The sequence below is a fragment of the Pseudomonas sp. 2FG genome, from assembly GCF_005502935.1.
Lineage (GTDB): Bacteria > Pseudomonadota > Gammaproteobacteria > Pseudomonadales > Pseudomonadaceae > Aquipseudomonas.
Genome location: NZ_SCMP01000016.1, coordinates 27,641 through 54,055, shown reverse-complemented (window position 1 = coordinate 54,055; position 26,415 = coordinate 27,641). Strand labels below are relative to the sequence as shown.

Genomic DNA, 26,415 nt, shown 5'->3' with positions numbered 1-26,415 from the left:
CCCCCAAGGGGCGAGGGGATAGAGCTTCGTCGCGCACTCAGGCGTGCTGATCCCGAGCGATAGCATGCTTGCGCAGCTTGCGATACAGCGTATTGCGACTGATGCCCAGTTGCTCTGCCGCACGCGTCATGTGCCAGCGCTGGGCTTCCAACGCCGCGAGCAGGGCCGCGCGTTCGGCGTCCTCCAGCGGACTGGCCCTGCTCGCCTCGGGCTCCGGCGCCAGCGGCAGGGCCTGACGGATTTCCAGCGGCAGATCCGTCAGGCGCACGCAGTCGTCTTCACAGAGCGCCGTCAGCGTGCGCAGCACGTTGCGCAACTGGCGGACGTTGCCGGGCCAGGCATAGTCGAGCAGGGCCTGACGGGCGCTGGGCTCCAGATAAATGTTCTGCCCGCGCGCCTCTTGCGCCAGCAGATGCTCGAGCAACTCCAACCGATCGCTGCGCGCGCGCAACGGCGGCAGATCGAGCACCAGCCCGTTGAGCCGGTAATACAGGTCTTCGCGGAAGCTGCCGGCCTGCACCCGCTCACCCAGCTCGCGGTGAGTCGCGCTGATGATGCGCACATTCACCTCTTGCGGCTCACCGCCGATCGGCACCACCAGGCGATCTTCCAGCACCCGCAGCAAGCGGGTTTGCAGCGCCAGCGGCATATCGCCGATTTCGTCGAGGAACAAGGTGCCGCCATCGGCCTGCTGCAACTTGCCGCGCATGCCGTCCTTGCGCGCACCGGTGAAACTGCCGCCGCGATAGCCGAACAGCTCGCTCTCGATCAGCGTCTCGGGAATCGCCGCGCAGTTCAGCGCGACGAACGCCTTGGCGGCCCGTGAGCTGGCCTGGTGCACGGCCTTGGCGAAGGCCTCTTTACCGGAGCCGGTCTCGCCATTGATCAGCAACGGCACATCGCGCTCGAAGACGCGCAAGGCCCGGCGAAAATCGGTTTGCAGCGCCGCATCGCCCAGACACAGGGTCGACGCCGGCGCCGCCGCGGCCGGCGCAGCCAGAGTCGGCCGCGCGATCGGCAGCGGCACGCTGCGCGGCACACCCCGGAGCATGGCGAACAAGGCCCGGCCATTGCGCGCACGCAGCGGCCAGCTGGCACTCGGCTGCGGGCTGGCGCGGCCGAGCAGCTCATCCAGCCGACAATCGAAAAACCCCTCGACCGGCTGGCCGAGCAAGTCCGCCCGCGTACGGCTCAACAGATTCATCGCACTCTGGTTGACCGCGCTAATCCGCCCGTCGCCGTCGAACGCCAGCAGGCCTTCGCTGAACAGCCCGACGTACTCGGCCTGCAGGTGAAAGCGCAGCAGCCACTGGCCTTCGAAGCGCCGGAGGAAATAGCAGCTCTCGATCATCTTCGCCGACAGATTGACCAGCGCCATGGTGTGAAACTGGCTCTGCCGCGAGACGTCATGGCGCGCCGAGGAGACGTCCAGAACGGCCAGCAAATCGCCCTGGGAATCGAACACCGGGCTCGCCGAGCAGGTCAGCCCGGTGTGCCGGCCACGGAAATGTTCGTCCTGGTGAATCGTCAACGCTTGCCGCTCGACCAGGCAGGTGCCGATCCCATTGGTGCCCTCGCAGGCCTCGCTCCAATCGGCGCCGAGCCAGAGCCCGGCGCGCTCGAAGGTCTTGCGCTCGGCGGAGGCGGTGACGCTGTTGAGGATCACCCCGCGGGCGTCGGTCAGCAGTACCGCGTGACCGGAGCCGGAAAGCTGTTGATGCAGGCTGCTCATCTCGCCGCTGGCGATTTCCAGCACCTGCTGCAAGCGCTCGCGGCACTCGAGTACGCGGCCGTGTTCCAGCACCGTCGGCGCCATGCTCTGCGCCGGATCGAGGTGATAGTCCTCCAGGCAGCGCAGCCAGGAGCGGGCGATCGAGGGGTCGGCGGCCGGCCCGCTGGACTGGGCCTTGCCTTGCGCCACTGTCAGTACCTGCTGCAGGTGGCGGCTCTGGGGGTCCTGCATTGTTATTGTTCTCCGGTGTGGGGAGACGGGCGGCAGTTCCAGACTCTTGAGGCACCCATAGTCCGGCCCCCATAGCCCGGCAGCATCCTCCAGGGTCATGGGCATTGCAACCGCAGGCTGAGCAGCCAGTCATGGGCTGTATCAAGACTGGGACAAAGTGTCACCCGCCGCTGTTCCAGATCCGCCACAAAGCTGCTTATCCACGCCCCCTCGAATATCGATAAACCGCTCTGTTCCGCCCCTTTCCGCAGTCTGGCCCGGCCCTTGCTCTAGGCTTTAACCAGCGCAACAGCGCGTCCTCCCCCTGCATTAATAGAACAAGCACAAAAGCCAGGAGAACCTCACCATGCGTTACGCCCACCCCGGTACAGACGGCGCCATCGTTGCCTTCAAGGCCCGTTACGGCAACTACATCGGCGGCGAGTTCGTCGCCCCGGTCAAGGGCCAGTACTTCACCAATACCTCGCCGGTGAATGGCCAGGTGATCGCCGAGTTCCCGCGCTCCAGCGCCGAAGACATCGACCGCGCGCTGGACGCCGCCCACGCCGCCGCCGAGGCCTGGGGCAAGACCTCGGTGCAGGAGCGCTCGGGCATCCTGCTGAAGATCGCCGACCGCATCGAAGCCAACCTCGAACTGCTGGCCGTCACCGAGACCTGGGACAACGGCAAGGCCGTGCGCGAAACCCTGAATGCCGACATCCCGCTCGCCGCCGACCACTTCCGCTACTTCGCCGGCTGCCTGCGCGCCCAGGAAGGCGGCGCCGCCGAGATCGACGGCAACACCGTGGCCTACCACATCCATGAACCGCTGGGCGTGGTCGGGCAGATCATTCCGTGGAACTTCCCGCTGCTGATGGCCGCCTGGAAGCTGGCCCCGGCCCTGGCCGCCGGCAACTGCGTGGTACTCAAGCCGGCCGAGCAGACGCCGCTGGGCATCAGCGTGCTGCTGGAGCTGATCGGCGACCTGCTGCCGGCCGGCGTGCTCAACGTGGTGCAAGGCTTCGGCAAGGAAGCCGGCGAAGCGCTGGCGACCAGTAAGCGCATCGCCAAGATCGCCTTCACCGGCTCGACCCCGGTCGGCTCGCACATCCTCAAGTGCGCCGCCGAGAACATCATCCCCTCCACCGTCGAGTTAGGCGGCAAGTCGCCGAACATCTTCTTCGAAGACATCATGCAGGCCGAGCCGAGCTTTATCGAGAAGGCCGCCGAAGGCCTAGTGCTGGCGTTCTTCAACCAGGGCGAGGTCTGCACCTGCCCGTCGCGGGCGCTGGTGCAGGAGTCGATCTACCCGGCGTTCATGCAAGAGGTGATGAAGAAGGTCGCGCAGATCAAGCGCGGCGACCCGCTGGACACCGAGACCATGGTCGGTGCCCAGGCCTCCGAGCAGCAGTTCGACAAGATCCTCTCCTACCTGGAGATCGCCAAGACCGAAGGCGCCGAACTGCTCACCGGCGGCGGCGTGGAACAACTGGCCGGCAGCCTGGGCGGCGGTTATTACATCCAGCCGACCCTGCTCAAGGGCCACAACAAGATGCGCGTGTTCCAGGAGGAAATCTTCGGCCCGGTGGTCAGCGTGACCACCTTCAAGGACGAAGCCGAAGCCCTGGCGATCGCCAACGACACCGAGTTCGGCCTCGGCGCCGGCCTCTGGACCCGCGACATCAACCGCGCCTACCGCATGGGCCGGGCGATCAAGGCAGGCCGGGTGTGGACCAACTGCTACCACCTGTACCCGGCGCACGCCGCGTTCGGCGGTTACAAGAAGTCCGGCGTCGGCCGCGAAACCCACAAAGTGGCGCTGGAACACTACCAGCAGACCAAGAACCTGTTGGTCAGCTACGACACCAACCCGCTGGGCTTTTTCTAAGACTCGAATTCTCTGCGCACAAGCGGAAAGAGTCTGAAAACGCCTTCCACATAGCTAAAAACGCAACCGTCCGCGCCAGCCGTAACATCTTGTTGCAGCTGGCATGGGCGTTGCGTGCATCCGCAAGTCTCTTGGTCTGTTCAACTCTCAGGGCGGGTACTCAATGACTACGGCAACGCAACTCAAACCTACACTCGGCACCCTGCATCTATGGGGTATCGCCGTCGGCCTGGTGATTTCCGGGGAATACTTCGGCTGGAGCTACGGCTGGGGCACCGCCGGTACGCTGGGCTTTCTCATCACCGCGCTGATGGTGGCGGCGATGTACACCTGCTTTATCTTCAGTTTCACCGAATTGACCACCGCCATTCCCCATGCCGGTGGCCCGTTCGCCTACAGCCGCCGCGCCTTTGGTGAAAAAGGTGGACTGATCGCCGGGATCGCCACGCTGATCGAGTTCGTCTTCGCGCCACCGGCGATTGCCATGGCCATCGGCGCCTACCTGAACGTGCAGTTCCCGGAGCTCGACCCGAAGCACGCGGCGGTCGGCGCCTACTTCGTGTTCATGACCCTGAATATCCTTGGCGTCAGCATCGCCGCCACCTTCGAGCTGGTGGTCACCGTGTTGGCGGTGGCTGAGCTCTTGGTGTTTATGGGCGTGGTCGCGCCAGGCTTCAGCTTCAGCAACTTCGCGCTGAATGGCTGGGCCGGCTCCGACACCTTCAGCAGCGCGTCGATTTCCGGCATTTTCGCGGCGATTCCCTTCGCCATCTGGTTCTTCCTCGCCATCGAAGGCGCCGCCATGGCCGCCGAAGAAGCCAAAGACCCGAAACGCACCATCCCCAGAGCCTACGTCAGCGGCATTCTGACCCTGGTGTTCCTGGCGCTCGGCGTGATGATCATGGCCGGCGGCGTGGGCGACTGGCGCCAACTGTCGAATATCAACGACCCGCTGCCGCAGGCGATGAAAGCCGTGGTCGGCGACAACTCCACCTGGATGCACATGCTGGTGTGGATCGGTCTGTTCGGTCTGGTGGCGAGCTTCCACGGCATCATCCTCGGCTACTCGCGGCAGTTCTTCGCCCTCGCGCGCGCCGGTTACCTGCCGGCCGGCCTGGCCAAGCTGAACCGCTTCCAGACCCCGCACCGGGCGATCATCGCCGGTGGCGTGATCGGCATCGCGGCCATCTACAGCGATGGCCTGATCAATCTGCAAGGCATGACCCTGACTGCGGCGATGATCACCATGTCGGTGTTCGGCGCCATAGTCATGTACATCATCAGCATGCTCAGCCTGTTCAAACTGCGCCAAACCGAGCCGCATCTGGAACGCAGCTTCCGCGCACCGGGCTACCCGATTGTGCCGGGCATCGCGCTGCTGCTGGCGGTGGTCTGCCTGGTGGCGATGGCCTGGTTCAACACACTGATCGGCCTGATCTTCCTCGGCTTCATGGCTGCGGGCTTCATCTACTTCCAACTGACCGCTCATCAGCGCTCCAGCGCTCCGGTCGACGCCATGCTGACCGGCGCTTAAGAACCTGTTCAAGATCGTTGCGAGCGCAGGTTAGGCAAGGCGAAAGCAGGCGAAAAAGCGCAGTTTACACAGGGTAAATGAGCATTTTGAGCCTGTTTTCAACGCAGCATGACCCAGCGCAGTAGATATTGAACAGGTTCTAAGCTGCACCTCTGCCGGGCCCTGGCCCGACAGAGGCTCCATTCGGGTGCAGGCAACCGCCCATGCTATAAGCGTCGTGCGGTTTGCCTTTATATAGAGATGACGAGCCGTTTCAGGAGTACCCCGCGTATGGCCCGTTTTTCCCATTCCGTCGGAGTGGAAACCTACCGCTTCGACAGCCTCAAAGAAGTCATGGCCAAGGCCAGCCCCGCCCGCTCCGGCGATTTTCTCGCCGGCGTGGCCGCGAGCAACGATGGCGAGCGTGTCGCCGCGCAGATGGCGCTGGCCAACATCCCGCTCAAACACTTCCTCGACGAGGCGCTGATCCCCTACGAAGAGGACGAAGTCACCCGGCTGATCATCGACAGCCACGATGCCCAGGCGTTTGCCACCGTCAGCCACCTGACCGTCGGCGGCCTGCGCGACTGGCTGCTCAGCGAGCATGCCGATGAGGCCAGCCTGCGCGCCCTCGCCCCCGGCCTGACCCCGGAGATGGCCGCCGCGGTGTCGAAGCTCATGCGCGTGCAGGACTTGGTCCTGGTGGCGCAGAAGATCCGCGTGGTCACCCGTTTTCGTGGCACCCTCGGCCTGCGTGGCCGGCTGTCCACCCGCCTGCAGCCCAACCACCCGACCGACGAACCGGCCGGGATCGCCGCGAGCATTCTCGACGGCCTGCTGTACGGCAACGGCGACGCCATGATCGGCATCAACCCGGCCACCGACAGCATCGCCTCGATCTGCGCCATGCTGGAGATGCTCGACGCGATCATCCAGCGTTATGAGATCCCGACCCAGGCCTGCGTGCTGACCCACGTCACCACCTCGATCGCCGCGATCGAGCGCGGCGTGCCGCTGGACCTGGTGTTCCAGTCGATCGCCGGCACCGAGGCGGCGAATGCCAGTTTCGGCATCAACCTGCAGCTGCTGCAGGAAGGCTACGAAGCCGGGCTGAGCCTCAAGCGCGGCACCCTCGGCAACAACCTGATGTACTTCGAGACCGGCCAGGGCAGCGCGCTGTCGGCCAACGCCCACCATGGCCTCGACCAGCAGACCTGCGAGACCCGCGCCTATGCGGTGGCCCGGCACTTCAAGCCGTTCCTGGTCAACACCGTGGTCGGCTTCATCGGCCCGGAATACCTCTACAACGGCAAGCAGATCATTCGCGCCGGGCTGGAGGATCACTTCTGCGGCAAGCTGCTCGGTGTGCCGATGGGTTGCGACATCTGCTACACCAACCACGCCGAAGCCGATCAGGATGACATGGACATGCTGCTGACGCTGCTCGGCGTGGCCGGCATCAACTTCATCATGGGCATCCCCGGCTCCGACGACATCATGCTCAATTACCAGACCACCTCGTTCCACGACGCGCTCTATGCGCGGCAGACGCTCGGCCTGAAACCGGCGCCGGAATTCGAGGCCTGGCTGCACAACATGGGCATCTTCACCCAGGCCGATGGCCGTGTACGCTTCGGCGACAAGCTGCCGCCGGCGTTCCGCCAGGCGCTGGCACAGCTGAGCTAACGCCGAACCTGTAGGAGCGAGAACACGGCATGAACAACGACAACCCTATCTCCGGCACCAGCGAAAACCCCTGGCAGGAGCTGCGCCGCCTGACCCCGGCGCGGATCGCCCTCGGGCGCGCCGGCACCAGCCTGCCGACCGGCGCGCAGCTGGACTTTCAATATGCCCACGCGCAGGCGCGCGACGCCGTGCACCTGCAGTTCGATCACCCCGGCCTCAGCGCCCAACTGGCCGAGCGCGGCCGTGCCAGCTTGCTGCTGCACAGCGCCGCCGGCGACCGCCACAGCTACCTGCAACGGCCCGATCTGGGCCGCCGCCTGAATGACGCCTCGGCACAGCAGTTGCGCGCCTACGCCCAGGCCAATCCCGGCGGCGTCGACCTGGCGATAGTGGTGGCCGACGGTCTCTCGGCGCTCGCCGTACATCGGCATAGCCTGCCGTTTCTCGCGCGCCTGGAAGAGCAGGCGTTGGCCGAAGGCTGGTCGCTATCGCCGGTGCTGCTGGTGGAACAGGGCCGGGTCGCGGTAGCCGATGAAATCGGCGAACTGCTCGGCGCCCGCATGGTGGTGATCCTGATCGGCGAACGCCCGGGCCTGAGTTCGCCGGATAGCCTCGGCCTGTACTTCACCTATGCGCCCAGGGTCGGCCTGACCGACGCCTACCGCAACTGCATCTCCAACGTGCGCCTGGAAGGCTTGAGCTATGGCATGGCCGCGCACCGCCTGCTCTACCTGATGCGCGAGGCCTGTCGGCGCCAGCTGTCCGGGGTCAACCTCAAGGATGAGGCCGAAGTGCAGACCCTGACGTCCGGAGAAGGCCAGGGCCTAACGGCCAACTTCCTCCTCGCGGAGCCGCAGAGGCCAAAGAACCCGAGCTGATTGCCAACCTAAATACCGTCTCTCGCCTTAGTGCCGCAGGCCGGGCAGGGCGAAACCAGGCAAAAGGCTGTTGATTCATCCGAAAAAATCAAACGCTTGCTTGGATTGCGCTTTCTATAAGCTTTAGGCAGCATCGCTTCGACCGCTGGCATAGCACCTGCCTTGCCTGCCCCGCCCCATTCAATTGCAGCCGAGGCCCACCATGCGCATCGTCCAAGCCACCCTGGAGCATCTGGATCTGCTGGCTCCGTTATTCGTCAGATACCGCGAGTTCTATGGCGAGCTGCCTTATCCCGACTCGTCGAAAAAATTTCTCGAGAAGCGCCTGCGCCGCAAAGAGTCGGTGATCTACCTGGCGCTGGCCGATGACGACGACAAGCTGCTCGGCTTCTGCCAGCTCTACCCGAGCTACTCCTCGCTGTCGCTCAAGCGCGTGTGGATCCTCAACGACATCTACGTCGCCGAAGACGCCCGCCGCCAGTTGGTCGCCGACCGCCTGCTGCAAACCGCCAAGAAGATGGCCAAAGAGACCCAGGCCGTGCGGATGCGCGTATCCACCAGCAGCAACAACGCAGTGGCGCAGAAGGTCTACGAGTCGATCGGCTTTCGCGAAGACACCCAGTTCAAGAACTACGTGCTACCGATCAACGGCGACTGAGCGGGCAGCCCGAGAGGCTCGCCGTGCCGCACCAACGCATCCATTTGGTGCGGAACGGCGTCAGCTGCACAAACGCTAATCCAGCCGTGAGTACGGCTAACCGGCCGCTTAAGAACTACCGCGCTTGGCGAGCCGTCGCCCGCGCCAGCAGCCCTTCGTCGCAAGCTCGGACAACCGCTGCAACAAACTGAACCGCCACGACTTGCCCTTGCCCTTATAATGCCGACTTCAGCGCCGGCGCCCTCCAGGCCCGTGCATCGACTCCCCGCGCAGCGAAACAGGCGTTACATGGAATTCAACCCGCTTGACCTTATCCTGCACCTCGACGTCTACCTGGACTTGCTGGTCGCGAATTACGGCGCCTGGATCTACGCCATCCTGTTTCTGGTGATCTTCTGCGAGACCGGCCTGGTGGTGACGCCCTTCCTGCCCGGCGACTCCCTGCTGTTTATCGCCGGCGCCGTCTGCGCTAGCGGCGGCATGGACCCGCTCTTGCTGGCCGGACTGCTGATGCTGGCGGCGATCAGCGGCGACAGCACCAACTACCTGATCGGCCGCACCGTCGGCGAACGCTTGTTCCGCAACCCGGACTCAAAAATCTTCCGCCGCGACTACCTGCAACGCACCCACGACTTCTACGATCGCCACGGCGGCAAAACCGTGACCCTCGCACGTTTTCTGCCGATAGTACGGACCTTCGCACCCTTCGTCGCCGGCGTTGGCAAGATGCCCTACCCGCGTTTCCTCGCCTTCAGCGCGGCCGGCACCCTGGCCTGGGTCGGCGGCCTGGTCACGCTCGGTTACTTCTTCGGCAACGTGCCCTTTATCAAGCAGCACCTCACGCTGGCGATCATCGCCATCATCGGTCTGTCCCTGCTGCCTATGCTGATCGGCTGGCTGAAGCATCGCTTGCACCCGACAGCGTCCAGCAACCACGCCAAGCAACCCAACTGACGAGCCGGCGCCCATGTGGTTTCTCCGCTCCTGGCGCCACCGCCGCATCCTCGCCAAACATCCGCTTGATCCCGCCCTCTGGACCCGCGTACACCAACGCCTGCCGATTCTCGACGGCCTGAGCGGCGCCGAGGATCAACGCCTGCGCCAGCGTGCCGTGCTGTTTCTGCATGCCAAGCACCTGACCGCGCTGCCCGGCGTCGAGTTGGATGCCGAGGGGCGCCTGCTGCTGGCCGCCCAAGCACAACTACCCCTGCTGCACTTGGCCGACCTGGACTGGTACCAGGGTTTTCACGAACTGGTGCTCTACCCGGACGACTTCGTCAGCCCGCAGCGCCATCGCGACTCCAGCGGCGTGGTGCATGAGTGGCAGGGCGAACACAGCGGCGAAGCCTGGCTGCGCGGCCCGGTGATTCTGGCCTGGCCCGGCGTGCTCAGCAGCGGCGGCTGGGAGGCTTACAACCTGGTGATCCACGAACTGGCGCACAAGCTGGACATGCTCACCGGCGATGCCAACGGCCTGCCGCCGCTGCACAGCGATATGCGCCTCGAAGACTGGTCCAGCGCCATGCAGAGTGCCTATGACGACTTGAATGCCCGCCTCGACCGGCATCCGGATGCCGACACGCCGATTGACCCTTACGCCGCGGAAGACCCCGCCGAGTTCTTCGCCGTCACCAGCGAATACTTCTTCAGCGCCCCGGATGTGCTGGCAAGCGCTTACCCCGCGGTGTACGCGCAACTGAAAGCCTTCTACCGGCAAGACCCACTGGCGCGGCTGCGCCTATTGCAGGCCAGCCGACCGGGCTACCCGCACGCGACCAAAGGCTAAGCGCCCAAACATGGTAACGGCCGGGGAATATGCCTATAATCGCGCCCACTTTTTGACCTGAGCCACAGAGGTCAAAGCCTGTTTGGCCAACCCAGGGAACATCACCCATGAGCTACAGCAAGATCCCGGCAGGCCTTGATCTGCCGAACGACATCTACGTCGCCATCGAGATTCCGGCCAACCACGCGCCGATCAAGTACGAAATCGACAAGGACAGCGATTGCCTGTTCGTCGACCGCTTCATGGCCACGCCGATGTTCTACCCGGCCAACTACGGCTACATCCCCAACACCCTGGCCGACGATGGCGACGCCCTCGACGTGCTGGTGGTGACCCCGTATCCGGTGGCCCCAGGCTCGGTGATCCGCGCGCGCCCGGTCGGCATCCTGCACATGACCGACGAAGCCGGCGGCGACGCCAAGCTGCTCGCGGTACCGCACGATAAGCTGTCCGTGCTGTACAAAGACGTGCAGGAATACACCGACCTGCCAGCCCTGCTGCTGGAGCAGATCAAGCACTTCTTCGAGAACTACAAGGATCTCGAGAAAGGCAAATGGGTCAAGGTCGAAGGCTGGGGCAACGCTGACGCGGCCCGCGCCGAAATTCTTAAGGCGGTTGCGGCTTACCAAAAATAAGCCAAACCCACCCCCGAAAGGCCGGCCACAAGCCGGCTTTTTTATGCCCGCAATTTGCCCGAGCGCCCATGGCTCTGCTAGTGTCGCGGGCATCCGTATACCCCCGCCGAGTTGCCCATGGCCCGCAAAAAAGCCGCCTTAGATTTCGAACAATCCCTCGCCGACCTGCAAAATCTGGTCGAGCGCTTGGAAAACGGCGAGCTGTCGCTGGAAGACTCGCTGGCCGCCTTCGAGCAAGGCATCCGTTTGACGCGTGACTGCCAAACGGCGCTCGCCCAAGCCGAGCAGAAGGTGCAGATCCTCCTCGAGCGCGACGGCGAGCTGGAGGAAGCCCCCTTCGACGCGGAGCAATCCGCATGATCGCGGCCTACCAGAAAAGCTGTCAGATGCGCGTCGACGCGGCGCTGGAAGACCTCTTCGCGGCCCCGCGTAGCGAACTGACGCGGCTCTATCAGGCCATGCGCTACAGCGTGATCAACGGCGGCAAGCGCGTGCGCCCGTTACTGGTGTACGCCGCCTGCGAAGCGCTGGAGGGCGACATCGGACGCGCCGACGCCGCAGCCTGCGCGGTCGAGCTGATCCACGCTTACTCGCTGGTGCATGACGACCTGCCGGCGATGGACGATGACGACTTGCGTCGCGGTCAGCCGACCACCCACAAGGCCTTCGACGAGGCCAGCGCGATCCTCGCCGGTGACGGCCTGCAGAGCCTGGCCTTCGAAGTGCTCGCCGACCCGCAGCGCAACCCGCAGGACGCCGACCTGCGCCTGACGATGATCACCAGCCTGGCCGTTGCCGCCGGCCCCGCCGGGATGGTCGGCGGCCAAGCCATCGACCTCGGCTCGGTGGGCCGCAAGCTCGATCGGCACGCATTGGAAGTCATGCACCGGCACAAGACCGGCGCGCTGATCGAGGCCAGCGTGCGCCTCGGCGCGCTGGCCAGTGGCCGCGCGGATGAGCGGACGCTGAAGGCCTTGCAGAGCTACGCCCAGGCGGTCGGCCTGGCGTTCCAGGTGCAGGACGACATCCTCGACGTGGAAAGCGATACCGCCACCCTGGGCAAACGCCAAGGCGCCGATATCGCGCGCGACAAACCGACCTACCCGGCCCTGCTCGGCCTCGACGCCGCCAAGGCCTACGCCCTGGAGTTGCGCGACCAGGCGCTGCACGCTCTGCGCCCCTTCGACGAAGCCGCCGAACCGCTGCGCGAACTGGCGCGCTACATAGTTGAACGACGCAGCTGAGCCGCAATAAAACAACGCCGGGCACTGCCCGGCGTTGTTGTGTCGACCTCTGCCTTAGAGCGTTTCGCGCGCCGGCAACAACCGCAGCCTGAGCAACAACCAGGGCATCAACGCCGCCACGAACAACCCCATGGTCAGGCCTCGAATGCCCTGCCAGAACAGCGGTTGCAGCGCCAACTGCGGGCCCAGCCATTTGAGCAGCGCCTGCAAGCCGATAAACGCCAGTGCGCCCAACGCGGCCGCCAACGCCCGCTTCCACCACAGGGTTGCCGTGGCAAAGCCGACCTGCCGGTAACCGAACAACACCCCGGCCAGCAAACCCGTGAGCAAGGGCACATAGTTCGGCGCCACACCCTGCCAGGTGAAGGAGCAGAGCAGCGCCACCACCGTGATCAGCGCCAGATGCCAAAGTGCATTGGCCTGCCGCCACCAGCTCCAATTCTTGACCTGCGCAAACAGCAGCAGGGTCACGCCGCCAAGCAGCGCACCCGCCAGTACGTCCTCAAGGTCATGGGCGCCGAGATAGAGCCGGCTGAAGATAATCCCCGTCACCACCACCCCGCTCAGCAGCCAGAACCAGGGGCGGCGCACTTCATAGGCCAGCCAGAGCCAGAGCACCACGGCGATCTGCGCATGGCCGCTGGGCATGCCGAAGCTATCGCCTACCGCATGATCCATGCGCAAGGCCAGATCCGGCCGCGGGTCCTGCCAGAGATCCTTCAGGTAGGCGTTCAATACCGCCGTGATCGCCACCAGCACGAACAAGCGCATAAACACCGACTTGCTCCAGGCCCAATAGCCCAAGGGCAAAAAGAACAGGATGAATTTTTCGTAGCCAAGCAGCGTGAACAGTCGCATCAGCGGCGTTAGCCAGTCGCTGCGCAGGGGCAACACCCAGTCGAGATTGTGCAGCAGGTCGAGCATCGCGGGGCCTTAAGCGGTTGCAACCGCTGGTTAGGGATTATGGGTGGGCAGCGCTCGCCACTTCTAATGCACCGCCGTACCACTTTGCAAGCTGGGCAGGCACACACGGCATTATCGGCGCGGCCTGTGGCCAAACATTCGCCCCGAGCAGCACGCTTCCTCTGCGCGGCGCCGGCGGCCCAAGCGAGGGCAGCGGCATAACCGACACCTTGGCTTGGGCCGCCAAGGCGCATCAGGTAAACTGCCGCATCTTTTATACCTATAACGATCTGCCTGATGCCCACGACGTTTCACGAGATTCCCCGCGAACGCCCCGCAACGCCTCTGCTCGACAGCGCAGAGACGCCGGCCGGGCTGCGTCGCCTGGGCGAGGCGGAGCTGGAGACGCTCGCCGATGAACTGCGCCAAGACCTGCTCTACACGGTCGGGCAGACCGGCGGGCATTTCGGTGCCGGCCTCGGCGTGGTCGAGCTGACCATCGCCCTGCACTACGTCTTCGATACTCCGGAAGATCGCCTGGTGTGGGATGTCGGCCATCAGGCCTACCCGCACAAGATCCTCACCGGCCGCCGCCAGCAGATGACCACGCTGCGCCAGAAGGACGGCATCGCCGCCTTCCCTCGGCGCAGCGAGAGCGAGTACGACACCTTCGGCGTCGGTCACTCCAGCACCTCGATCAGCGCCGCCTTGGGCATGGCCATTGCGGCGCAGCTGCAAGGCAGCAAGCGCAAGTCGGTGGCCGTGATCGGTGACGGCGCGCTGACCGCAGGCATGGCCTTCGAGGCGCTGAACCATGCCTCGGACGTCAAAGCCAACATGCTGGTGGTGCTCAACGACAACGACATGTCGATCTCGCACAACGTCGGCGGCCTGTCGAATTACCTGGCGAAAATCCTCTCCAGCCGCACCTACGCGAGCATGCGCGAGGGCAGCAAGAAAGTGCTGTCACGCCTGCCCGGCGCCTGGGAGATCGCCCGCAAGACCGAAGAGCACGCCAAGGGCATGCTGGTGCCCGGCACCCTGTTCGAGGAATTGGGCTGGAACTACATCGGCCCGATCGACGGCCACGACCTGCCGACCCTGATCACCACGCTGCGCAATATGCGCGACCTGGAAGGCCCGCAGTTCCTCCATGTGATCACCAAGAAGGGCAAAGGCTTCGCCCCGGCCGAGCTGGACCCGATCGGCTATCACGCGATCACCAAGCTGGAGCCGATCAACGCCCCGGCCAGCGCCCCCCTCTCAATTCCCAAGCAGGCCGCCGGGCCGAAGTACTCCAGCGTGTTCGGCCAATGGCTGTGCGACATGGCCGAGACCGACCCGCGCCTCACCGGCATCACCCCGGCGATGAAGGAAGGCTCGGATCTGGTGGCCTTCAGTGAGCGCTTCCCGCAGCGCTACTTCGACGTCGCGATTGCCGAGCAGCACGCCGTCACCCTCGCCGCCGGCATGGCCTGCGAGGGTGCCAAACCGGTGGTGGCGATCTATTCGACCTTCCTCCAGCGCGGCTATGACCAACTGATTCACGATGTGGCGGTGCAGCACCTCGACGTGCTGTTCGCCATCGACCGCGCCGGCCTGGTCGGCGAAGACGGCCCGACCCACGCCGGCAGCTTCGACCTCTCCTACCTGCGCTGCATCCCCGGCATCCTGGTGATGACCCCGAGCGACGAGAGCGAACTGCGCAAGATGCTCACCACCGGTTATCTGTTTCAAGGCCCGGCGGCGGTGCGTTACCCGCGCGGCAGTGGCCCGAATGCCGTGATCGAGCCGGGACTCGAACCACTGGAAATCGGCAAGGGCCTGGTTCGCCGCCAAGGCCAGAAAGTCGCCCTACTGGTGTTCGGCGTACAGTTGGCCGAGGCCCTGGTAGTCGGCGCGAACCTGGATGCAACCGTGGTCGACATGCGTTTCGTCAAACCACTGGACGAGGCGCTGGTTCGCCAATTGGCGGCCAGCCACGACCTGCTGGTGACCATCGAAGAGAACTCGGTGATGGGCGGTGCCGGCTCGGCCGTCAGCGAATTCCTCGCCCGTGAGAACCTGCTGCAGCCGATCCTGCACCTGGGTCTGCCCGACTATTACGTCGAGCACGCCAAACCGGCGGCCATGCTCGCCGAGTGCGGCCTGGATGCCGCCGGCATCGAAGCGTCCGTGCGCGCACGCCTGGCGCTGCTGGCCTAGGGGGCGCGAGCTAGTAGTTGGCAGAGCTTCTCGGTCGCCCCGAGCATCTGCAAACTGGGGCGCTCCAGGCCCTTATCCGGAATCGCCCAGACTTGCCGGCGTTGCACTGCCGTCAGTTGCGGCCAGGCTTGCCAGGCGGCAGCCAAGCCCGGCGAGCTGAGCAGAATCACCTGCGGATCACGCGCCAGCACCGCCTCGACGCTGACCTGCGGCGCCGGCAGGGGCAAATCGGCGAACAGGTTCTCGGCGCCGCAGACCCGCAGCGCATCGCCGATGATCTGCCGGTTACCTATGGTATAGAGCGGCGTGTCCCAGATCTGATAGAACACCCGCAGCGGCACTGCGCGCCGATAACGCCGGCGCAGCTCGCTCAGGCGCGCCTGGAAGTCGGCCGCCAACTGCTCGGCGCGCTGGGCACGATTGAGGCGGCGGCCGAGTTCGAGCACTTGCTGGCCGAGCGCCTCCAGGCTGTGCGGCTCGGCTTCATACAACGGAATGCCGAAGCGCTTTAGCTGCTCACGCTGGCTGGCGCTGATGCTGCCGGGCCAGAGCAGCACCAGATCGGGCTTAAGCGCCAGCAGGCTTTCCAATTCCAGCTGGCCATAACGCCCGACCGAAGGCAGATGCGCCAGCGCGGCCGGACGCTCACCGCCATCCAGCACGCCGACCAACAGGCCAGCGGCATCCAGCTCCAGCATGATTTCACTGAGGGACGGCGCCAGGCTGACCACCCGCTCGAACGCCGCCGCCGGCCAAGCCAGCGCCAGCAGCAGACAGACGAGTAGTGGGCGCATCAGCCGAGTTGGCGGGGAATGCGGTAGAGGTACAACAGCACCAGACTGGACAACGCCAGCAGGATCAGCGGGATCGCCTCCAGCCCGGCGAACACCGCGAGCGCCGCGATCCAGGCCGGCAGCCCGGCGCCGAGAAACGCCAGGCGCCGCCGATTCGCCAGTTCCCGCCAGGCATCCGGCTCGGCTGGCGTATCGAGGGCCTTTTCGGTGGCGATCAGCGCGCGCTTGTAGGCGCCGAACAGCGGCAGGCTGACGAACATCGAGGCCAACCCGGCAATGAACAACGGCATCGCCAACACCGAGACCGCCTGGTCGGCACCGAACAACAGGTTGAGAAGCAACAGCGGCGCCAGGGTCAGAGCCAACTGCCGCCACCAGACCAGAGCCAGACGCCGCCGCACCGCATTGCGGGTCACAGACTGTCCTCGGCCTCGCCTTGGTGCTGGTTGCCCAGCAGATGGCCGAGCTTGCCGGCCTTGGTCGCGAGGTAGTGCTTGTTGTGCGGGTTGTGCTCGATCTGCAGCGGCATACGTTCGGCGACCGGAATGCCCATGTCGGCCAACGCCTTCAGTTTGCGCGGATTATTGGTCATCAACTTTAGCGAGCCGATCCCCAAGTGCTTGAGCATCGGCAGGCAAATGCCGTAGTCGCGCTGATCGGCACCGAACCCCAGACGCTCATTGGCCTCGACGGTATCGGCGCCGCCATCCTGCAACTCATAGGCGCGGATCTTGTTCAGCAAGCCAATCCCGCGGCCTTCCTGCCGCAGGTAGAGCAGCACACCGCGGCCTTCTTTGGCGATGGCGCGCAGCGCGGCCTCCAGCTGAAAGCCGCAATCGCAGCGCAGGCTGAACAAGGCATCACCGGTCAGGCACTCGGAGTGCAGACGACCGAGTACCGGCGCACCATCCGCCACATCGCCCAGGGTGAGCGCCACATGTTCACGCCCGGTGGCCTCCTCGCGAAAGCCATGCATGGTGAACACTGCGAAAGGGGTAGGCAGCTGGGAGGCGGCGACGAAGACGACAGGCACCGGATGCTCCTGTAGATAAGAGGGCGGAAAATTTGCAAGGGCGGCATTGTAACAGCAGCATCCGCCGGCGAGTCAGCCTGAATTGCTGGCCATAAAGATCAAAGCCTTTGATCTTTAGAACCTGTTCAAGATCAAAACTTGCGGTTTTTAGCTCAGAGCTTGGACTCCAGCACCAGCACGCCCTGCTCCTCGCGCCAACTCACGCGATTGAGGAAGCTCATGCCGAGCAGCGCCTCGGTCGGCCCAGCGCCTTCCAGCACCATCGCTTCCACCCCGAGCACTTCCAGGCCGCCGACCTTGACCCGATCGAGGGTGATGCGCCAGGCCTTGGCCGTGCCGCTCGCGGTGTTGACCACCATCGGCCGCCCCTCCACCCGATAATCGATCCCCAGGCGCTTGGCCTGGGCATCGTTCAGCGCGACGGAGGTGGCGCCGGTATCGACCAGGAACTGCACCGGCTGGCCATCGACCGCACCGGCAATCCAATAATGCCCACCGACGCCCTTGGCGATGCTCAGCTGCGTCTTGGTCGGCGCGGCAAAGCCTTCGCTGTACTCGCGGCTGAGGCCGTAGGCGCGCTCCACGCCATCCACCCGCAGCACCGCGCCGCGGCTGTCGGCGCTGACCACCAGCACCCCACCGGGGCCGGTCTGGCCGACCCTCACCAGCTTGCGCTGGCCCTCGACACTCAGCACCGCGGCCCCCGGAAACAGGCCGACCACCCGCACCTGAGTAGCGGCCCAGAGGCTCCCAGCAGTCGTCAGCAGTACAGCGGCACAGAATAGGTTCAGGCTACGCATCGGGTTCCTCTCGATCCTTAAAAGGGCTAGGGTTGCTGCCAACGGGCGTACAGCCGACGCCGATTAGCGGTGTTTACCAACTGGGCCAGGCTCTTGAGCGCCGAGCAGTAGTGCTAAGCAGAAGTCACGCATAAGCCGTTCCCTCAGGCCACGCCCCAGACCACCAACTGCATCGTCAACCAGGCGAAGACCCCGGCCAGCACGTCATCCAGCATGATGCCGACGCCGCCATGCACATGCCGGTCGATCCAGTGGATCGGCCAGGGCTTGATGATGTCGAAAAAGCGAAACACCAGGAAGCCCAGCAGCAGCCACTGCCAGCCTTCCGGTACCAGCCAGAGGGTGATCCACATGCCGACCATTTCGTCCCAGACGATGCCTTCGTGGTCATGCACGCGCAGGTCATCGGCGACCTTGCCGCACAGCCAGAAGCCGAACAGCATGGTTGCCCCGAGCATCAGCCAATAGCCCCAATCCGGCAGCAGCTGCCACAGCGGAATGAATGGCAGCGCCACCAATGAGCCCCAGGTGCCCGGCGCTTTCGGCAGGGTACCGGAGCCGAAGCCAAAGGCGAGGAAATGCCAGGGATTGCGCCATACCGAAGGCGGCACCTTGCTGATGGAATCAGTCACCGCCACTCCCAAAATGTTGATAGCCGCGCACCGGCGGGGTGATGGCCTGACCGGCCGTATCCACCAGCCGTACACCCTGCCCCGCTTCGACCCGGCCAATCACCTGGATCGGCCAACCGTCCGCCTGCAATGCCGACAGGTGTTCCGCCGGCAAGGTGAAGGCCAGTACGTAGTCATCCCCGCCACTGAGCGCACACTGCCAAGCCGCGGCCTCATCGAGCAACGCCCGCACGGCCGAGGACATTGGCAGCTGGTCGCGCTCGACCCGCAACGCGACGCCGGAGGCCGCGGCGATATGCCCGCAGTCCGCCAGCAAGCCGTCGGAGATATCCAGCGCCGCCGAGGCCTTACCGCGCAAGGCCAGTCCCAGGCCCAACTGCGGTTGCGGCGACCAGTAGCGCGCCAGCAACGGCGCGGCGATCTCCGCCGGCGCCTGCCGCTGACCGAGCACCAGCGGCAAAGCCGCCGCGGCATCGCCCAAGGGCCCGCCGACACAGAGCAGCTCGCCCGGCCGGGCGCCCTTGCGCGTCAGCGCCTGGCCGGCCGGCACCCGACCGAACACGGTCAGGGTCAGACTCAGCGGGCCGCGGGTGGTATCGCCACCGATCAGCGTCAGGCCACAGCCTTGTGCCATGCGGTCGAGCCCGCGGGCAAAAGCCTCCAGCCAGGCGGGTTCGGCGTGCGGCAAGGTCAAGGCCAGGGTAAAACCGACAGGGTTGGCGCCCATCGCCGCCAGATCGCTGGCCGCGACCGCCAGGGCCCGTTGGCCCAGGAGGAAAGGATCGCAGGGGTCGGGGAAATGCACCCCGGCGACCAGGGTGTCGGTGGAGATCGCCAACTGTTCGCCCGCCGGCACGGCCAGCAGCGCACAGTCATCGCCGATACCCTGCACCACGCCTTCGCCAGCCTGCGCACAGGGCGCAGCGGCGAAGTAGTGGCGGATCAGTTCGAATTCACCCACGCGGCAGGCTGAGTGCGGTCAGCGCTTGTTGGCGCGGACTTCAGCTTCGCGCAGGCGCGGCGCCAACTTGTCCAGCACGCCATTGACAAACTTGTGCCCGTCGGTGGCGCCAAACACCTTGGCCAGCTCGATGCCTTCGTTGATCACCACGCGATACGGTACGTCCACGCGCTTGAGCAACTCGAAGGTCGACAGGCGCAGAATCGCCAGTTCAACCGGATCGAGTTCTTCCAGCGGACGATCCAGGCAAGGCGTCAAGGCCTCGTCGATCTCGGTCTTATTGGCCGGGACGCCGTGGAGGATTTCACGGAAGTAGGCACCGTCGACCGCAGTGAAATCGTTGTCGACGCGAAATTGCGCCTCGATTTCGTTGATCGCCTGGCCGGCCAGGTGCCACTGATACAGCGCCTGCATGGCCAGGCTGCGCGCTTGCCGGCGCGCCGCGATCTTGCCGGTCGGGGCGTTCGGGCCTTTTTCGGCGGGCGGGTTGAAGGTGTCGTCTTCGTCGTTAATCACTTGGCCTCCAACTGTGCCAGCAGGCTGACCATTTCCAGGGCGGAGAGTGCAGCTTCGGCGCCCTTGTTGCCGGCCTTGGTACCGGAACGCTCGATGGCTTGCTCGATGGAGTCGACGGTCAAGACGCCGAAGGCCACCGGCACACCGAACTCCATGGACACCTGGGCCAGGCCCTTGGTGCATTCACCGGCGACGTATTCGAAGTGCGGCGTGCCGCCACGAATGACCGCGCCCAAGGCGATGATCGCGTCATATTCGCTGCGCTGAGCGACTTTCTGGGCGACCAGTGGAATCTCGAAGGCACCCGGCGCGCGGATGATGCAGATGTCGCTTGCGCTCACACCGTGACGAACCAGCGCATCAACGGCGCCGCTCACCAGGCTTTCAACCACGAAGCTGTTGAAGCGGCCGACCACCAGGGCATAGCGGCCTTTGGGGGCGATGAAAGTACCTTCGATGGTCTTCAGGGTCATGAGCGTTCTCGTCGTGAAAGAGCAAATCTATATTGAAAAACCCTGGGCGCGAATCCGCGTCCCATCGGGCTGTTAACAGGCTGTGTGAAAACGTGCGAGCGAAGGTCAGGCAAAGCAAAAACAGGCGAGGACGCGGAGTTGACTGCAGTCAATGAGCATTCCGAGCCTGTTTTTAACGCAGCATCACCGATGCGCAGTAGTTTTCACGCGGCCTTTATTCAGAGGGCAGATATTCTACTACCTCCAGGTCGAAACCGGATATCGCGTTGAACTTCATCGGCGAGCTCAGCAGGCGCATCTTGCGCACGCCGAGGTCACGCAGGATCTGCGAGCCGGCACCGACCGTGCTGTAGGTGGTCGGATTGGTAATCTTCGGCTCGCTACCCAACTGGCGCTCCAGGTGCGCCAACAGGTCTGGACCGGTCAGCGGATTACCCAACAGCAGCACCACACCGCTACCCGCTTCCGCCACCTTGGCCATGGCCGCACGCAGACTCCAACGGCCCGGCTGCCTGACCATAAACAGGTCGCGCAGCGGCTCCATGTTGTGCACGCGCACCAGGGTCGGCTCTTCCGGGCAGATCTTGCCCAGGGTCAGCGCCATGTGCACGGCGTCTTCCACCGAATCACGGTAGGTGACCAGGTTGAAGTGACCCAGCTCGCTATCCAGCGGCTGCTCGGCGATGCGCTCGACCGTGCGCTCGTGGATCAGGCGGTAGTGAATCAGGTCGGCGATGGTGCCGATCTTGATCCCGTGCTCGGCGGCGAACGCCTCGAGCTCGGCACGCCGGGACATGGTGCCGTCGTCGTTCATGATTTCGCAGATCACCCCGGACGGCTCGAAGCCACCCATCCGCGCCAGGTCACAGGCCGCCTCGGTATGCCCGGCACGCGCCAGCACGCCACCGGGCTGGGCCATCAGCGGGAAGATATGCCCGGGGCTGACGATGTCTTCGGCTTTCGCGCCGGGTGCCGCCGCCGCCTGCACGGTACGCGCCCGGTCGGCGGCCGAGATGCCGGTGGTGACCCCTTCCGCCGCCTCGATCGAGACGGTGAACTTGGTGCCGAAACCGGAGCCATTGCGTGGCGCCATCAGCGGCAGCTTGAGCAGCTCGCAGCGCTCACGGCTCATCGGCATGCAGATCAGGCCACGGGCATGCTTGGCCATGAAGTTGATGTGCTCGGCCCGCACACACTCGGAGGCGATGATCAGGTCGCCTTCATTCTCGCGATCCTCGTCATCCATGAGGATGACCATCTTGCCCTGACGGATGTCTTCAAGCAGTTCTTCAATACTATTGAGAGCCATGGGGCGTCCCTTCAATTCAATGTTTGAGGTAGCCGTTTTCGGCCAGAAAGCTTTCAGTCAGGCCCGAGGCCTTGGGTTCGGCAGCCTGGTCGCCCAGCAACAAGCGCTCCAGATAGCGCGCCAACAAATCCACTTCGAGGTTGACCTGCCGCCCCGGCCGGTAGTCGGCCATGATGGTTTCACCCAGGGTGTGCGGCACTATGCACAGCTCGAACTCGGAGCCATTCACGGCGTTCACCGTCAGGCTGGTGCCGTCGACGGTGATCGAGCCCTTGAGGGCAATGTACTTGGCCAGCTCACGCGGGGCACGAATGCGAAACTGCACGGCGCGGGCCTTATCCTCGCGAGACAGCACTTCACCGACGCCATCGACATGGCCACTGACCAGATGACCGCCCAGGCGGCTGCTCAGGGTCAGGGCTTTTTCCAGGTTGACCTTGCTGCCAGCCTTGAGGTCGATAAACGCACTGCAGGCCAGGGTTTCGCGACTGACGTCGGCCCAGAAGCCATCGCCCGGCAGCTCCACCGCGGTCAGGCACACGCCGTTCACCGCGATGCTGTCACCCAGCTTGACGTCGGCCAGATCCAGCTTGCCGGTCTCGACATAGACGCGCACATCGCCGCCTTTCGGGCTGAGCGCGCGGATGGTGCCGAGGGCTTCGATAATGCCGGTAAACATAAGATCCTCCACGAGCACTTAACCCGCGCCGGGCGCGGGCCGGGAATTATACGCTGCCTGCCGCTGTCGGCACGGCAATGATCCGCCAGTCGTCGCCGACCGCACGCATCTCGATGATTTTCAACGGCGTCGCCTCGGCCATCCGCGCCAAGGGCAGATCGAGCAAGGGGCGCGCACTGGAGCCGAGAAACTTGGCCGCGACGAACAACTGATACTCATCCACCAGCCCTTGCCGGGCAAACGCCCCAGCCAAGCGCGGACCGGCCTCCACCAGCACTTCGTTGACCCCGCGCGCAGCCAGCTCGGTGAGCAACTTGCGCAGATCGACATGCCCATCGCTGCCCGGGATTGCCAGCAACTCGTGGCCTTCCTCGAGGAAGCGCTCCCGCGCCGCGGCCGCCGCACAGGTCGCCACCAAGGCCGCACCGGCCTGATAAAACGGCGCCGTCAGCGGCACGCGCAGGCGCCCGTCGACCAGCACCCGCAGCGGCGGGCGGGTCATGGCCAGCGCGGTCAATTCCGCATTCAGACCCAGTTCATCCGGGCGCACGGTCAAGCGCGCCGCATCGGTTAATACCGTATCGGCACCGGTCAGCACCACGCTGGCGCGGGCGCGCAGGCGCTGCACCGCGGCACGCGCGGCGGGCCCGGTAATCCACTGGCTTTCACCGCTGGCCATGGCGGTGCGCCCGTCCAGGCTCATCGCCAGCTTCACCCGCACGAACGGCAGGCCGTGCTCCATCCGCTTGATAAAACCGGCATTCAGCGCCCGCGCTTCGCTTTCCAGCACGCCGCTCTGCACCGCGATGCCGGCCTGCATCAGCCGCAGCAGGCCACGCCCGGAGACCTCCGGATTGGGGTCCTGCATGGCCGCCACCACCCGCGTAACACCGGCCTCCACCAGGGTAGCGGCACAGGGTGGCGTACGCCCGTGATGGCTGCAGGGTTCCAGGGTGACGTAGGCGGTGGCGCCACGGGCTCTAGCACCCGCCTGGCGCAAGGCATGCACTTCCGCATGTGGCTCGCCGGCGCGGGCATGCCAGCCTTCGCCGACGATCTGCCCGTCGAGCACTATCACGCAGCCGACCCGCGGATTCGGATGGGTGGAATACAGGCCCTTGCGGGCCAGTTCGAGGGCGCGGGCCATAAATTGCGGGTCGAGAACGGTCGGATCGGGAGGGCTCATCACTCTTTCGACGGCTCGCGGGACAGCCGGTCGATTTCCTCGCGGAACTCGTTGAGATCCTGAAAGCGCCGATACACCGAGGCGAAGCGGATATAGGCGACTTCATCGAGCTTCTGCAGCTCGCCCATCACCAGCTCACCCAGCACCAGCGACTTGATCTCGCGCTCGCCGGCGGCGCGCAGCTTGTGCTTGATATGGGCGATCGCCGCTTCCAGGCGCTCGATACTGACCGGGCGCTTCTCCAGCGCGCGCTGCATGCCGGCGCGCAACTTGTCTTCGTCGAAGGGCTGGCGGCTGCCGTCCTGCTTGATCAGGCGCGGCATCACCAGCTCGGCGGTTTCGAAGGTGGTGAAGCGCTCTTCGCAGGCCAGGCATTCGCGCCGACGGCGCACTTGCTCGCCCTCGGCGACCAAACGCGAGTCAATAACCTTGGTGTCATTGGCGCCGCAGAAGGGACAGTGCATAGATAGCAGGCAGCAGAAAAAAGGAGGCCCATGGTAGCGCATCCCACTGGCAAGACAAGCCACGTGCTTTGCGGTATATAGGCGCCCGCACCTTAAATTGCTCTTGTCGTAACGGAACCGCCCCATGCTGCTGCGCCCGCTTGCTCTGCTCATCGCCCTTGGCCTGCTCGCCGCCTGCACGAGTAAAGCGCCCGCGCCGCTGCCAGCACCCGCCAAGGCAGCCGCCACGGCGACACCGCTGCCGGCCCACCTGCGCGAACTGAGCGGCAGCCTGCTCGATGTACCGGCCGGCGGCGATGTGGAACTGGCACTGCTGGTGATCGATGAGCGCAACCGCCCACAGCGCCTGCTCGGCAATATCACGCTGAGCGGTAACGGCGCGACGCTGCGCTTCAGCCTGCGCTTCAACCCCGAGTCTTTTCCGCCCGGCGCGCGCGTCGAATTGCGCGGCAGAGTCAGCCGCTCGGCACAACTGATCTTGCGCCTGCCGCCGCTACGCATTCAGTCCGCGACCAGCCAGGCGCTCGGCGAACTGCGCTTCGAGAGCGCACCATGAAGGCGCCCAGCACGCTGCAAGCGGCCCTCGGCGAACTGCTCGGCGATGCCCAGCTAGTCGCCGAAACCTTGCCCGGCACCACGCTGAAACTCTGGCTGATCGACGCCGCCAACATGGATCACGCCTTCAGCCCCGAGGAAACCCGACGCATCCTCGAAGAGCCGCCGTACTGGAGTTTCTGCTGGGCCAGCGGCCTGGTGCTGGCGCGCTGGCTGGCCGAACGCCCGGAGTGGGTGCGCGGCAAACGCGTGCTAGATTTCGGCGCCGGCTCCGGCGTCGCGGCGATTGCCGCGGCCAAGGCCGGCGCCGCCGAAGTAGTGGCCTGCGATCTGGACCCGCTGGCCATCGCGGCCTGCCGGGCGAATGCCGAACTGAACGGCGTGGAGTTGAGCTACTCGCTGGATTTCTTTGCCGAGGCCGACCGCTTCGACCTGATTCTGGTCGCCGACGTGCTCTACGACCGCGCCAATCTGCCGCTGCTGGATCAGTTCCTCACGCGCGGCAAGCACGCGCTGGTGGCCGACTCGCGAGTGCGCGACTTTCAGCACCCGAGGTATCGGCGCCTGGATATAGTCGAAGCCTGCACCTGGCCGGACCTGGCAGAGCCCGCCGAATTCCGCCAGGTCAGCCTGTATCACGCTTCGCGCGACTGAAGCGCTGGCTTTCCCGTCACTCAATCCCCACTTATAGTTGCAGCCACTCAGCAGTGAGCGCCCTTGCGCGCCAACCCTTTCCGCGTTTTCGAGAATTCCGATGAGCCAGGACACGCCCTACATCTTCGACGTCAGCACGGCCAGCTTCGACCAACTGGTAATCCAGAACTCCTTTCACAAACCGGTGCTGGTAGATTTCTGGGCGGACTGGTGCGCCCCCTGCAAGGCGCTGATGCCGCTGCTGGCGCAGATCACCGAGGGTTACCGCGGCGAGTTGCTGCTGGCCAAGGTCAATTGCGATCTCGAGCCCGACGTCGTCGCCCGTTTCGGCATCCGCAGCCTGCCGACCGTGGTGCTGTTCAAGGATGGTCAGCCGGTCGATGGCTTCACCGGTGCCCAGCCGGAGTCGGCGATCCGCGCGATCCTCGAGCCGCACGTCCAGGCACCGCCGCCGCCCGCCGCCGATCCGCTGGAAAGCGCCCAGGCGCTATTCGCCGAAGGCCGCATCGGCGACGCCGAAAGCCTGCTGAAACAGCTGCTGAGCGAAGACAGCGAGCAGCCCGCCGCACTGATTCTGTACGCGCACTGCCTGGCCGAACGTGGCGAGCTAAGCGAAGCGCAAAACGTGCTGGACGCAGTGAAAGGCGATGGGCACAAACAAGCCCTGGCCAGCGCCCGTGCACAACTGACCTTCCTGCGCCAAGCCGCCGACCTGCCGGAAGTCGCCAGCTTGAAAACCCGCCTGGCGCAAAACGCCGAAGATGATGAAGCGGTTTATCAGCTGGCCGTGCAGCAACTGGCCCGCCAGCAATACGAGCCGGCACTCGACGGTTTGCTGCGCCTGTTCATCCGCAACCGCGGCTACGCCGAGGGCCTGCCGCACAAGACCTTGCTGCAGGTGTTCGACCTGCTGGGTAACGAGCATCCGCTGGTCAGCAACTACCGGCGCAAGTTGTACCAGGCGTTGTATTGATCGGCCCAGGCTCGGCGGGGTGAGGCCGCAGCACAGAGACAAAAGCGA

At 65.0% G+C, this 26,415-nt stretch carries 28 protein-coding genes; 14 read left to right on the top strand and 14 right to left on the bottom strand.

Annotated elements, in window-relative coordinates; genetic code table 11:
• Nucleotides 1–37: 37 nt before the first annotated feature.
• A complete protein-coding gene (locus tag FFS13_RS16210; RefSeq protein ID WP_137820100.1) occupies nt 38–1,963 on the bottom strand; it encodes a sigma-54-dependent Fis family transcriptional regulator in 1,926 nt (641 codons plus the stop codon).
• A gap of 346 nt (nt 1,964–2,309) precedes the next feature.
• Here FFS13_RS16210 and FFS13_RS16205 point away from each other — a divergent pair, with 346 nt between their 5' ends.
• From FFS13_RS16205 to ispA, 10 genes are all read left to right on the top strand, one after another.
• Nucleotides 2,310–3,830: an aldehyde dehydrogenase family protein gene (locus tag FFS13_RS16205; RefSeq protein ID WP_137820099.1), complete on the top strand. Its 1,521-nt coding sequence runs from the start codon at nt 2,310–2,312 to the stop codon at nt 3,828–3,830.
• A 163-nt stretch (nt 3,831–3,993) separates the two neighbouring features.
• Nucleotides 3,994–5,364 (top strand): ethanolamine permease, encoded by a 1,371-nt coding sequence (gene eat / locus FFS13_RS16200; RefSeq protein ID WP_137820098.1) that lies wholly within the window; start codon nt 3,994–3,996, stop codon nt 5,362–5,364.
• Nucleotides 5,365–5,634: 270 nt separating this feature from the next.
• Nucleotides 5,635–7,029, top strand: coding sequence for an ethanolamine ammonia-lyase subunit EutB (locus FFS13_RS16195; RefSeq protein ID WP_137820097.1), 1,395 nt, complete (start codon nt 5,635–5,637; stop codon nt 7,027–7,029).
• A gap of 29 nt (nt 7,030–7,058) precedes the next feature.
• A complete protein-coding gene (gene eutC, locus FFS13_RS16190; RefSeq protein ID WP_137820096.1) occupies nt 7,059–7,907 on the top strand; it encodes an ethanolamine ammonia-lyase subunit EutC in 849 nt (282 codons plus the stop codon).
• Nucleotides 7,908–8,109: 202 nt separating this feature from the next.
• On the top strand, nt 8,110–8,565 hold the full coding sequence (locus FFS13_RS16185; RefSeq protein ID WP_137820095.1) for a GNAT family N-acetyltransferase: 456 nt from the start codon (nt 8,110–8,112) through the stop codon (nt 8,563–8,565).
• 288 nt (nt 8,566–8,853) lie between these two features.
• Nucleotides 8,854–9,519, top strand: coding sequence for a DedA family protein (locus FFS13_RS16180; RefSeq protein ID WP_137820094.1), 666 nt, complete (start codon nt 8,854–8,856; stop codon nt 9,517–9,519).
• Between the two features lie 13 nt (nt 9,520–9,532).
• Nucleotides 9,533–10,351 carry a zinc-dependent peptidase gene (locus FFS13_RS16175; RefSeq protein ID WP_137820093.1) on the top strand — a complete coding sequence of 273 codons (819 nt, stop codon included), beginning with the start codon at nt 9,533–9,535 and terminating at the stop codon, nt 10,349–10,351.
• A gap of 107 nt (nt 10,352–10,458) precedes the next feature.
• Nucleotides 10,459–10,986, top strand: a complete 528-nt coding sequence (gene ppa, locus FFS13_RS16170; protein ID WP_137820092.1) for an inorganic diphosphatase — start codon at nt 10,459–10,461, stop codon at nt 10,984–10,986.
• Between the two features lie 117 nt (nt 10,987–11,103).
• On the top strand, nt 11,104–11,346 hold the full coding sequence (locus FFS13_RS16165; protein WP_137820091.1) for an exodeoxyribonuclease VII small subunit: 243 nt from the start codon (nt 11,104–11,106) through the stop codon (nt 11,344–11,346).
• Nucleotides 11,343–12,230 (top strand): (2E,6E)-farnesyl diphosphate synthase, encoded by an 888-nt coding sequence (ispA, locus tag FFS13_RS16160; RefSeq protein WP_137820090.1) that lies wholly within the window; start codon nt 11,343–11,345, stop codon nt 12,228–12,230. The genes FFS13_RS16165 and ispA overlap by 4 nt, the downstream gene beginning before the upstream one ends.
• A 54-nt stretch (nt 12,231–12,284) precedes the next feature.
• Here ispA and FFS13_RS16155 read toward each other — a convergent pair whose 3' ends face one another.
• Entirely contained in the window at nt 12,285–13,154 is an 870-nt protein-coding gene (locus FFS13_RS16155) for a phosphatase PAP2 family protein (RefSeq protein ID WP_137820089.1), read from the bottom strand.
• A gap of 276 nt (nt 13,155–13,430) precedes the next feature.
• On the opposite strand from FFS13_RS16155, the gene dxs reads away from it, so the two are divergent.
• The gene (dxs, locus tag FFS13_RS16150; protein WP_137820088.1) at nt 13,431–15,338 is read left to right on the top strand and encodes a 1-deoxy-D-xylulose-5-phosphate synthase; all 1,908 of its coding nucleotides are present in this window, start codon (nt 13,431–13,433) and stop codon (nt 15,336–15,338) included.
• Here dxs and FFS13_RS16145 read toward each other — a convergent pair.
• The 12 genes from FFS13_RS16145 to nrdR all read right to left on the bottom strand — a co-directional run bounded on the left by FFS13_RS16145 (nt 15,335) and on the right by nrdR (nt 24,185).
• Entirely contained in the window at nt 15,335–16,132 is a 798-nt protein-coding gene (locus FFS13_RS16145) for a cobalamin-binding protein (RefSeq protein WP_137820087.1), read from the bottom strand. The genes dxs and FFS13_RS16145 overlap by 4 nt on opposite strands.
• Nucleotides 16,132–16,548, bottom strand: a complete 417-nt coding sequence (locus FFS13_RS16140) for an MFS transporter (protein ID WP_137820086.1) — start codon at nt 16,546–16,548, stop codon at nt 16,132–16,134. Before FFS13_RS16140 ends, FFS13_RS16145 begins: the two co-directional genes overlap by 1 nt.
• The gene (gene ribA / locus FFS13_RS16135; RefSeq protein ID WP_137820085.1) at nt 16,545–17,165 is read right to left on the bottom strand and encodes a GTP cyclohydrolase II; all 621 of its coding nucleotides are present in this window, start codon (nt 17,163–17,165) and stop codon (nt 16,545–16,547) included. The genes FFS13_RS16140 and ribA overlap by 4 nt, the downstream gene beginning before the upstream one ends.
• 152 nt (nt 17,166–17,317) lie before the next feature.
• Complete coding sequence (locus tag FFS13_RS16130) at nt 17,318–17,965, bottom strand: TIGR02281 family clan AA aspartic protease (protein ID WP_137820084.1); 648 nt, start codon at nt 17,963–17,965, stop codon at nt 17,318–17,320.
• 143 nt (nt 17,966–18,108) lie between these two features.
• Nucleotides 18,109–18,597: a phosphatidylglycerophosphatase A gene (locus tag FFS13_RS16125; RefSeq protein WP_256657924.1), complete on the bottom strand. Its 489-nt coding sequence runs from the start codon at nt 18,595–18,597 to the stop codon at nt 18,109–18,111.
• Nucleotides 18,590–19,558 carry a thiamine-phosphate kinase gene (gene thiL, locus FFS13_RS16120; protein ID WP_137820083.1) on the bottom strand — a complete coding sequence of 323 codons (969 nt, stop codon included), beginning with the start codon at nt 19,556–19,558 and terminating at the stop codon, nt 18,590–18,592. The genes FFS13_RS16125 and thiL overlap by 8 nt, the downstream gene beginning before the upstream one ends.
• A gap of 18 nt (nt 19,559–19,576) precedes the next feature.
• A complete protein-coding gene (gene nusB / locus FFS13_RS16115) occupies nt 19,577–20,074 on the bottom strand; it encodes a transcription antitermination factor NusB (protein WP_137820082.1) in 498 nt (165 codons plus the stop codon).
• Nucleotides 20,071–20,547, bottom strand: coding sequence for a 6,7-dimethyl-8-ribityllumazine synthase (gene ribE / locus FFS13_RS16110; protein ID WP_137820081.1), 477 nt, complete (start codon nt 20,545–20,547; stop codon nt 20,071–20,073). The genes nusB and ribE overlap by 4 nt, the downstream gene beginning before the upstream one ends.
• Before the next feature lie 214 nt (nt 20,548–20,761).
• Complete coding sequence (gene ribBA, locus FFS13_RS16105) at nt 20,762–21,856, bottom strand: bifunctional 3,4-dihydroxy-2-butanone-4-phosphate synthase/GTP cyclohydrolase II (RefSeq protein WP_137820080.1); 1,095 nt, start codon at nt 21,854–21,856, stop codon at nt 20,762–20,764.
• Nucleotides 21,857–21,872: 16 nt separating this feature from the next.
• Nucleotides 21,873–22,535, bottom strand: a complete 663-nt coding sequence (locus FFS13_RS16100; RefSeq protein WP_137820079.1) for a riboflavin synthase — start codon at nt 22,533–22,535, stop codon at nt 21,873–21,875.
• 46 nt (nt 22,536–22,581) lie between these two features.
• Nucleotides 22,582–23,721, bottom strand: a complete 1,140-nt coding sequence (gene ribD, locus FFS13_RS16095; protein ID WP_137820078.1) for a bifunctional diaminohydroxyphosphoribosylaminopyrimidine deaminase/5-amino-6-(5-phosphoribosylamino)uracil reductase RibD — start codon at nt 23,719–23,721, stop codon at nt 22,582–22,584.
• A complete protein-coding gene (nrdR, locus tag FFS13_RS16090; RefSeq protein ID WP_137820077.1) occupies nt 23,721–24,185 on the bottom strand; it encodes a transcriptional regulator NrdR in 465 nt (154 codons plus the stop codon). Before nrdR ends, ribD begins: the two co-directional genes overlap by 1 nt.
• A 124-nt stretch (nt 24,186–24,309) precedes the next feature.
• Here nrdR and FFS13_RS16085 point away from each other — a divergent pair, with 124 nt between their 5' ends.
• From FFS13_RS16085 to trxA, 3 genes are all read left to right on the top strand, one after another.
• Nucleotides 24,310–24,741, top strand: a complete 432-nt coding sequence (locus FFS13_RS16085) for a hypothetical protein (RefSeq protein ID WP_137820076.1) — start codon at nt 24,310–24,312, stop codon at nt 24,739–24,741.
• Nucleotides 24,738–25,394 (top strand): methyltransferase, encoded by a 657-nt coding sequence (locus FFS13_RS16080; protein ID WP_137820075.1) that lies wholly within the window; start codon nt 24,738–24,740, stop codon nt 25,392–25,394. The genes FFS13_RS16085 and FFS13_RS16080 overlap by 4 nt, the downstream gene beginning before the upstream one ends.
• Before the next feature lie 100 nt (nt 25,395–25,494).
• On the top strand, nt 25,495–26,367 hold the full coding sequence (gene trxA, locus FFS13_RS16075) for a thioredoxin (protein WP_137820074.1): 873 nt from the start codon (nt 25,495–25,497) through the stop codon (nt 26,365–26,367).
• The last annotated feature ends 48 nt before the right edge of the window (nt 26,368–26,415 follow it).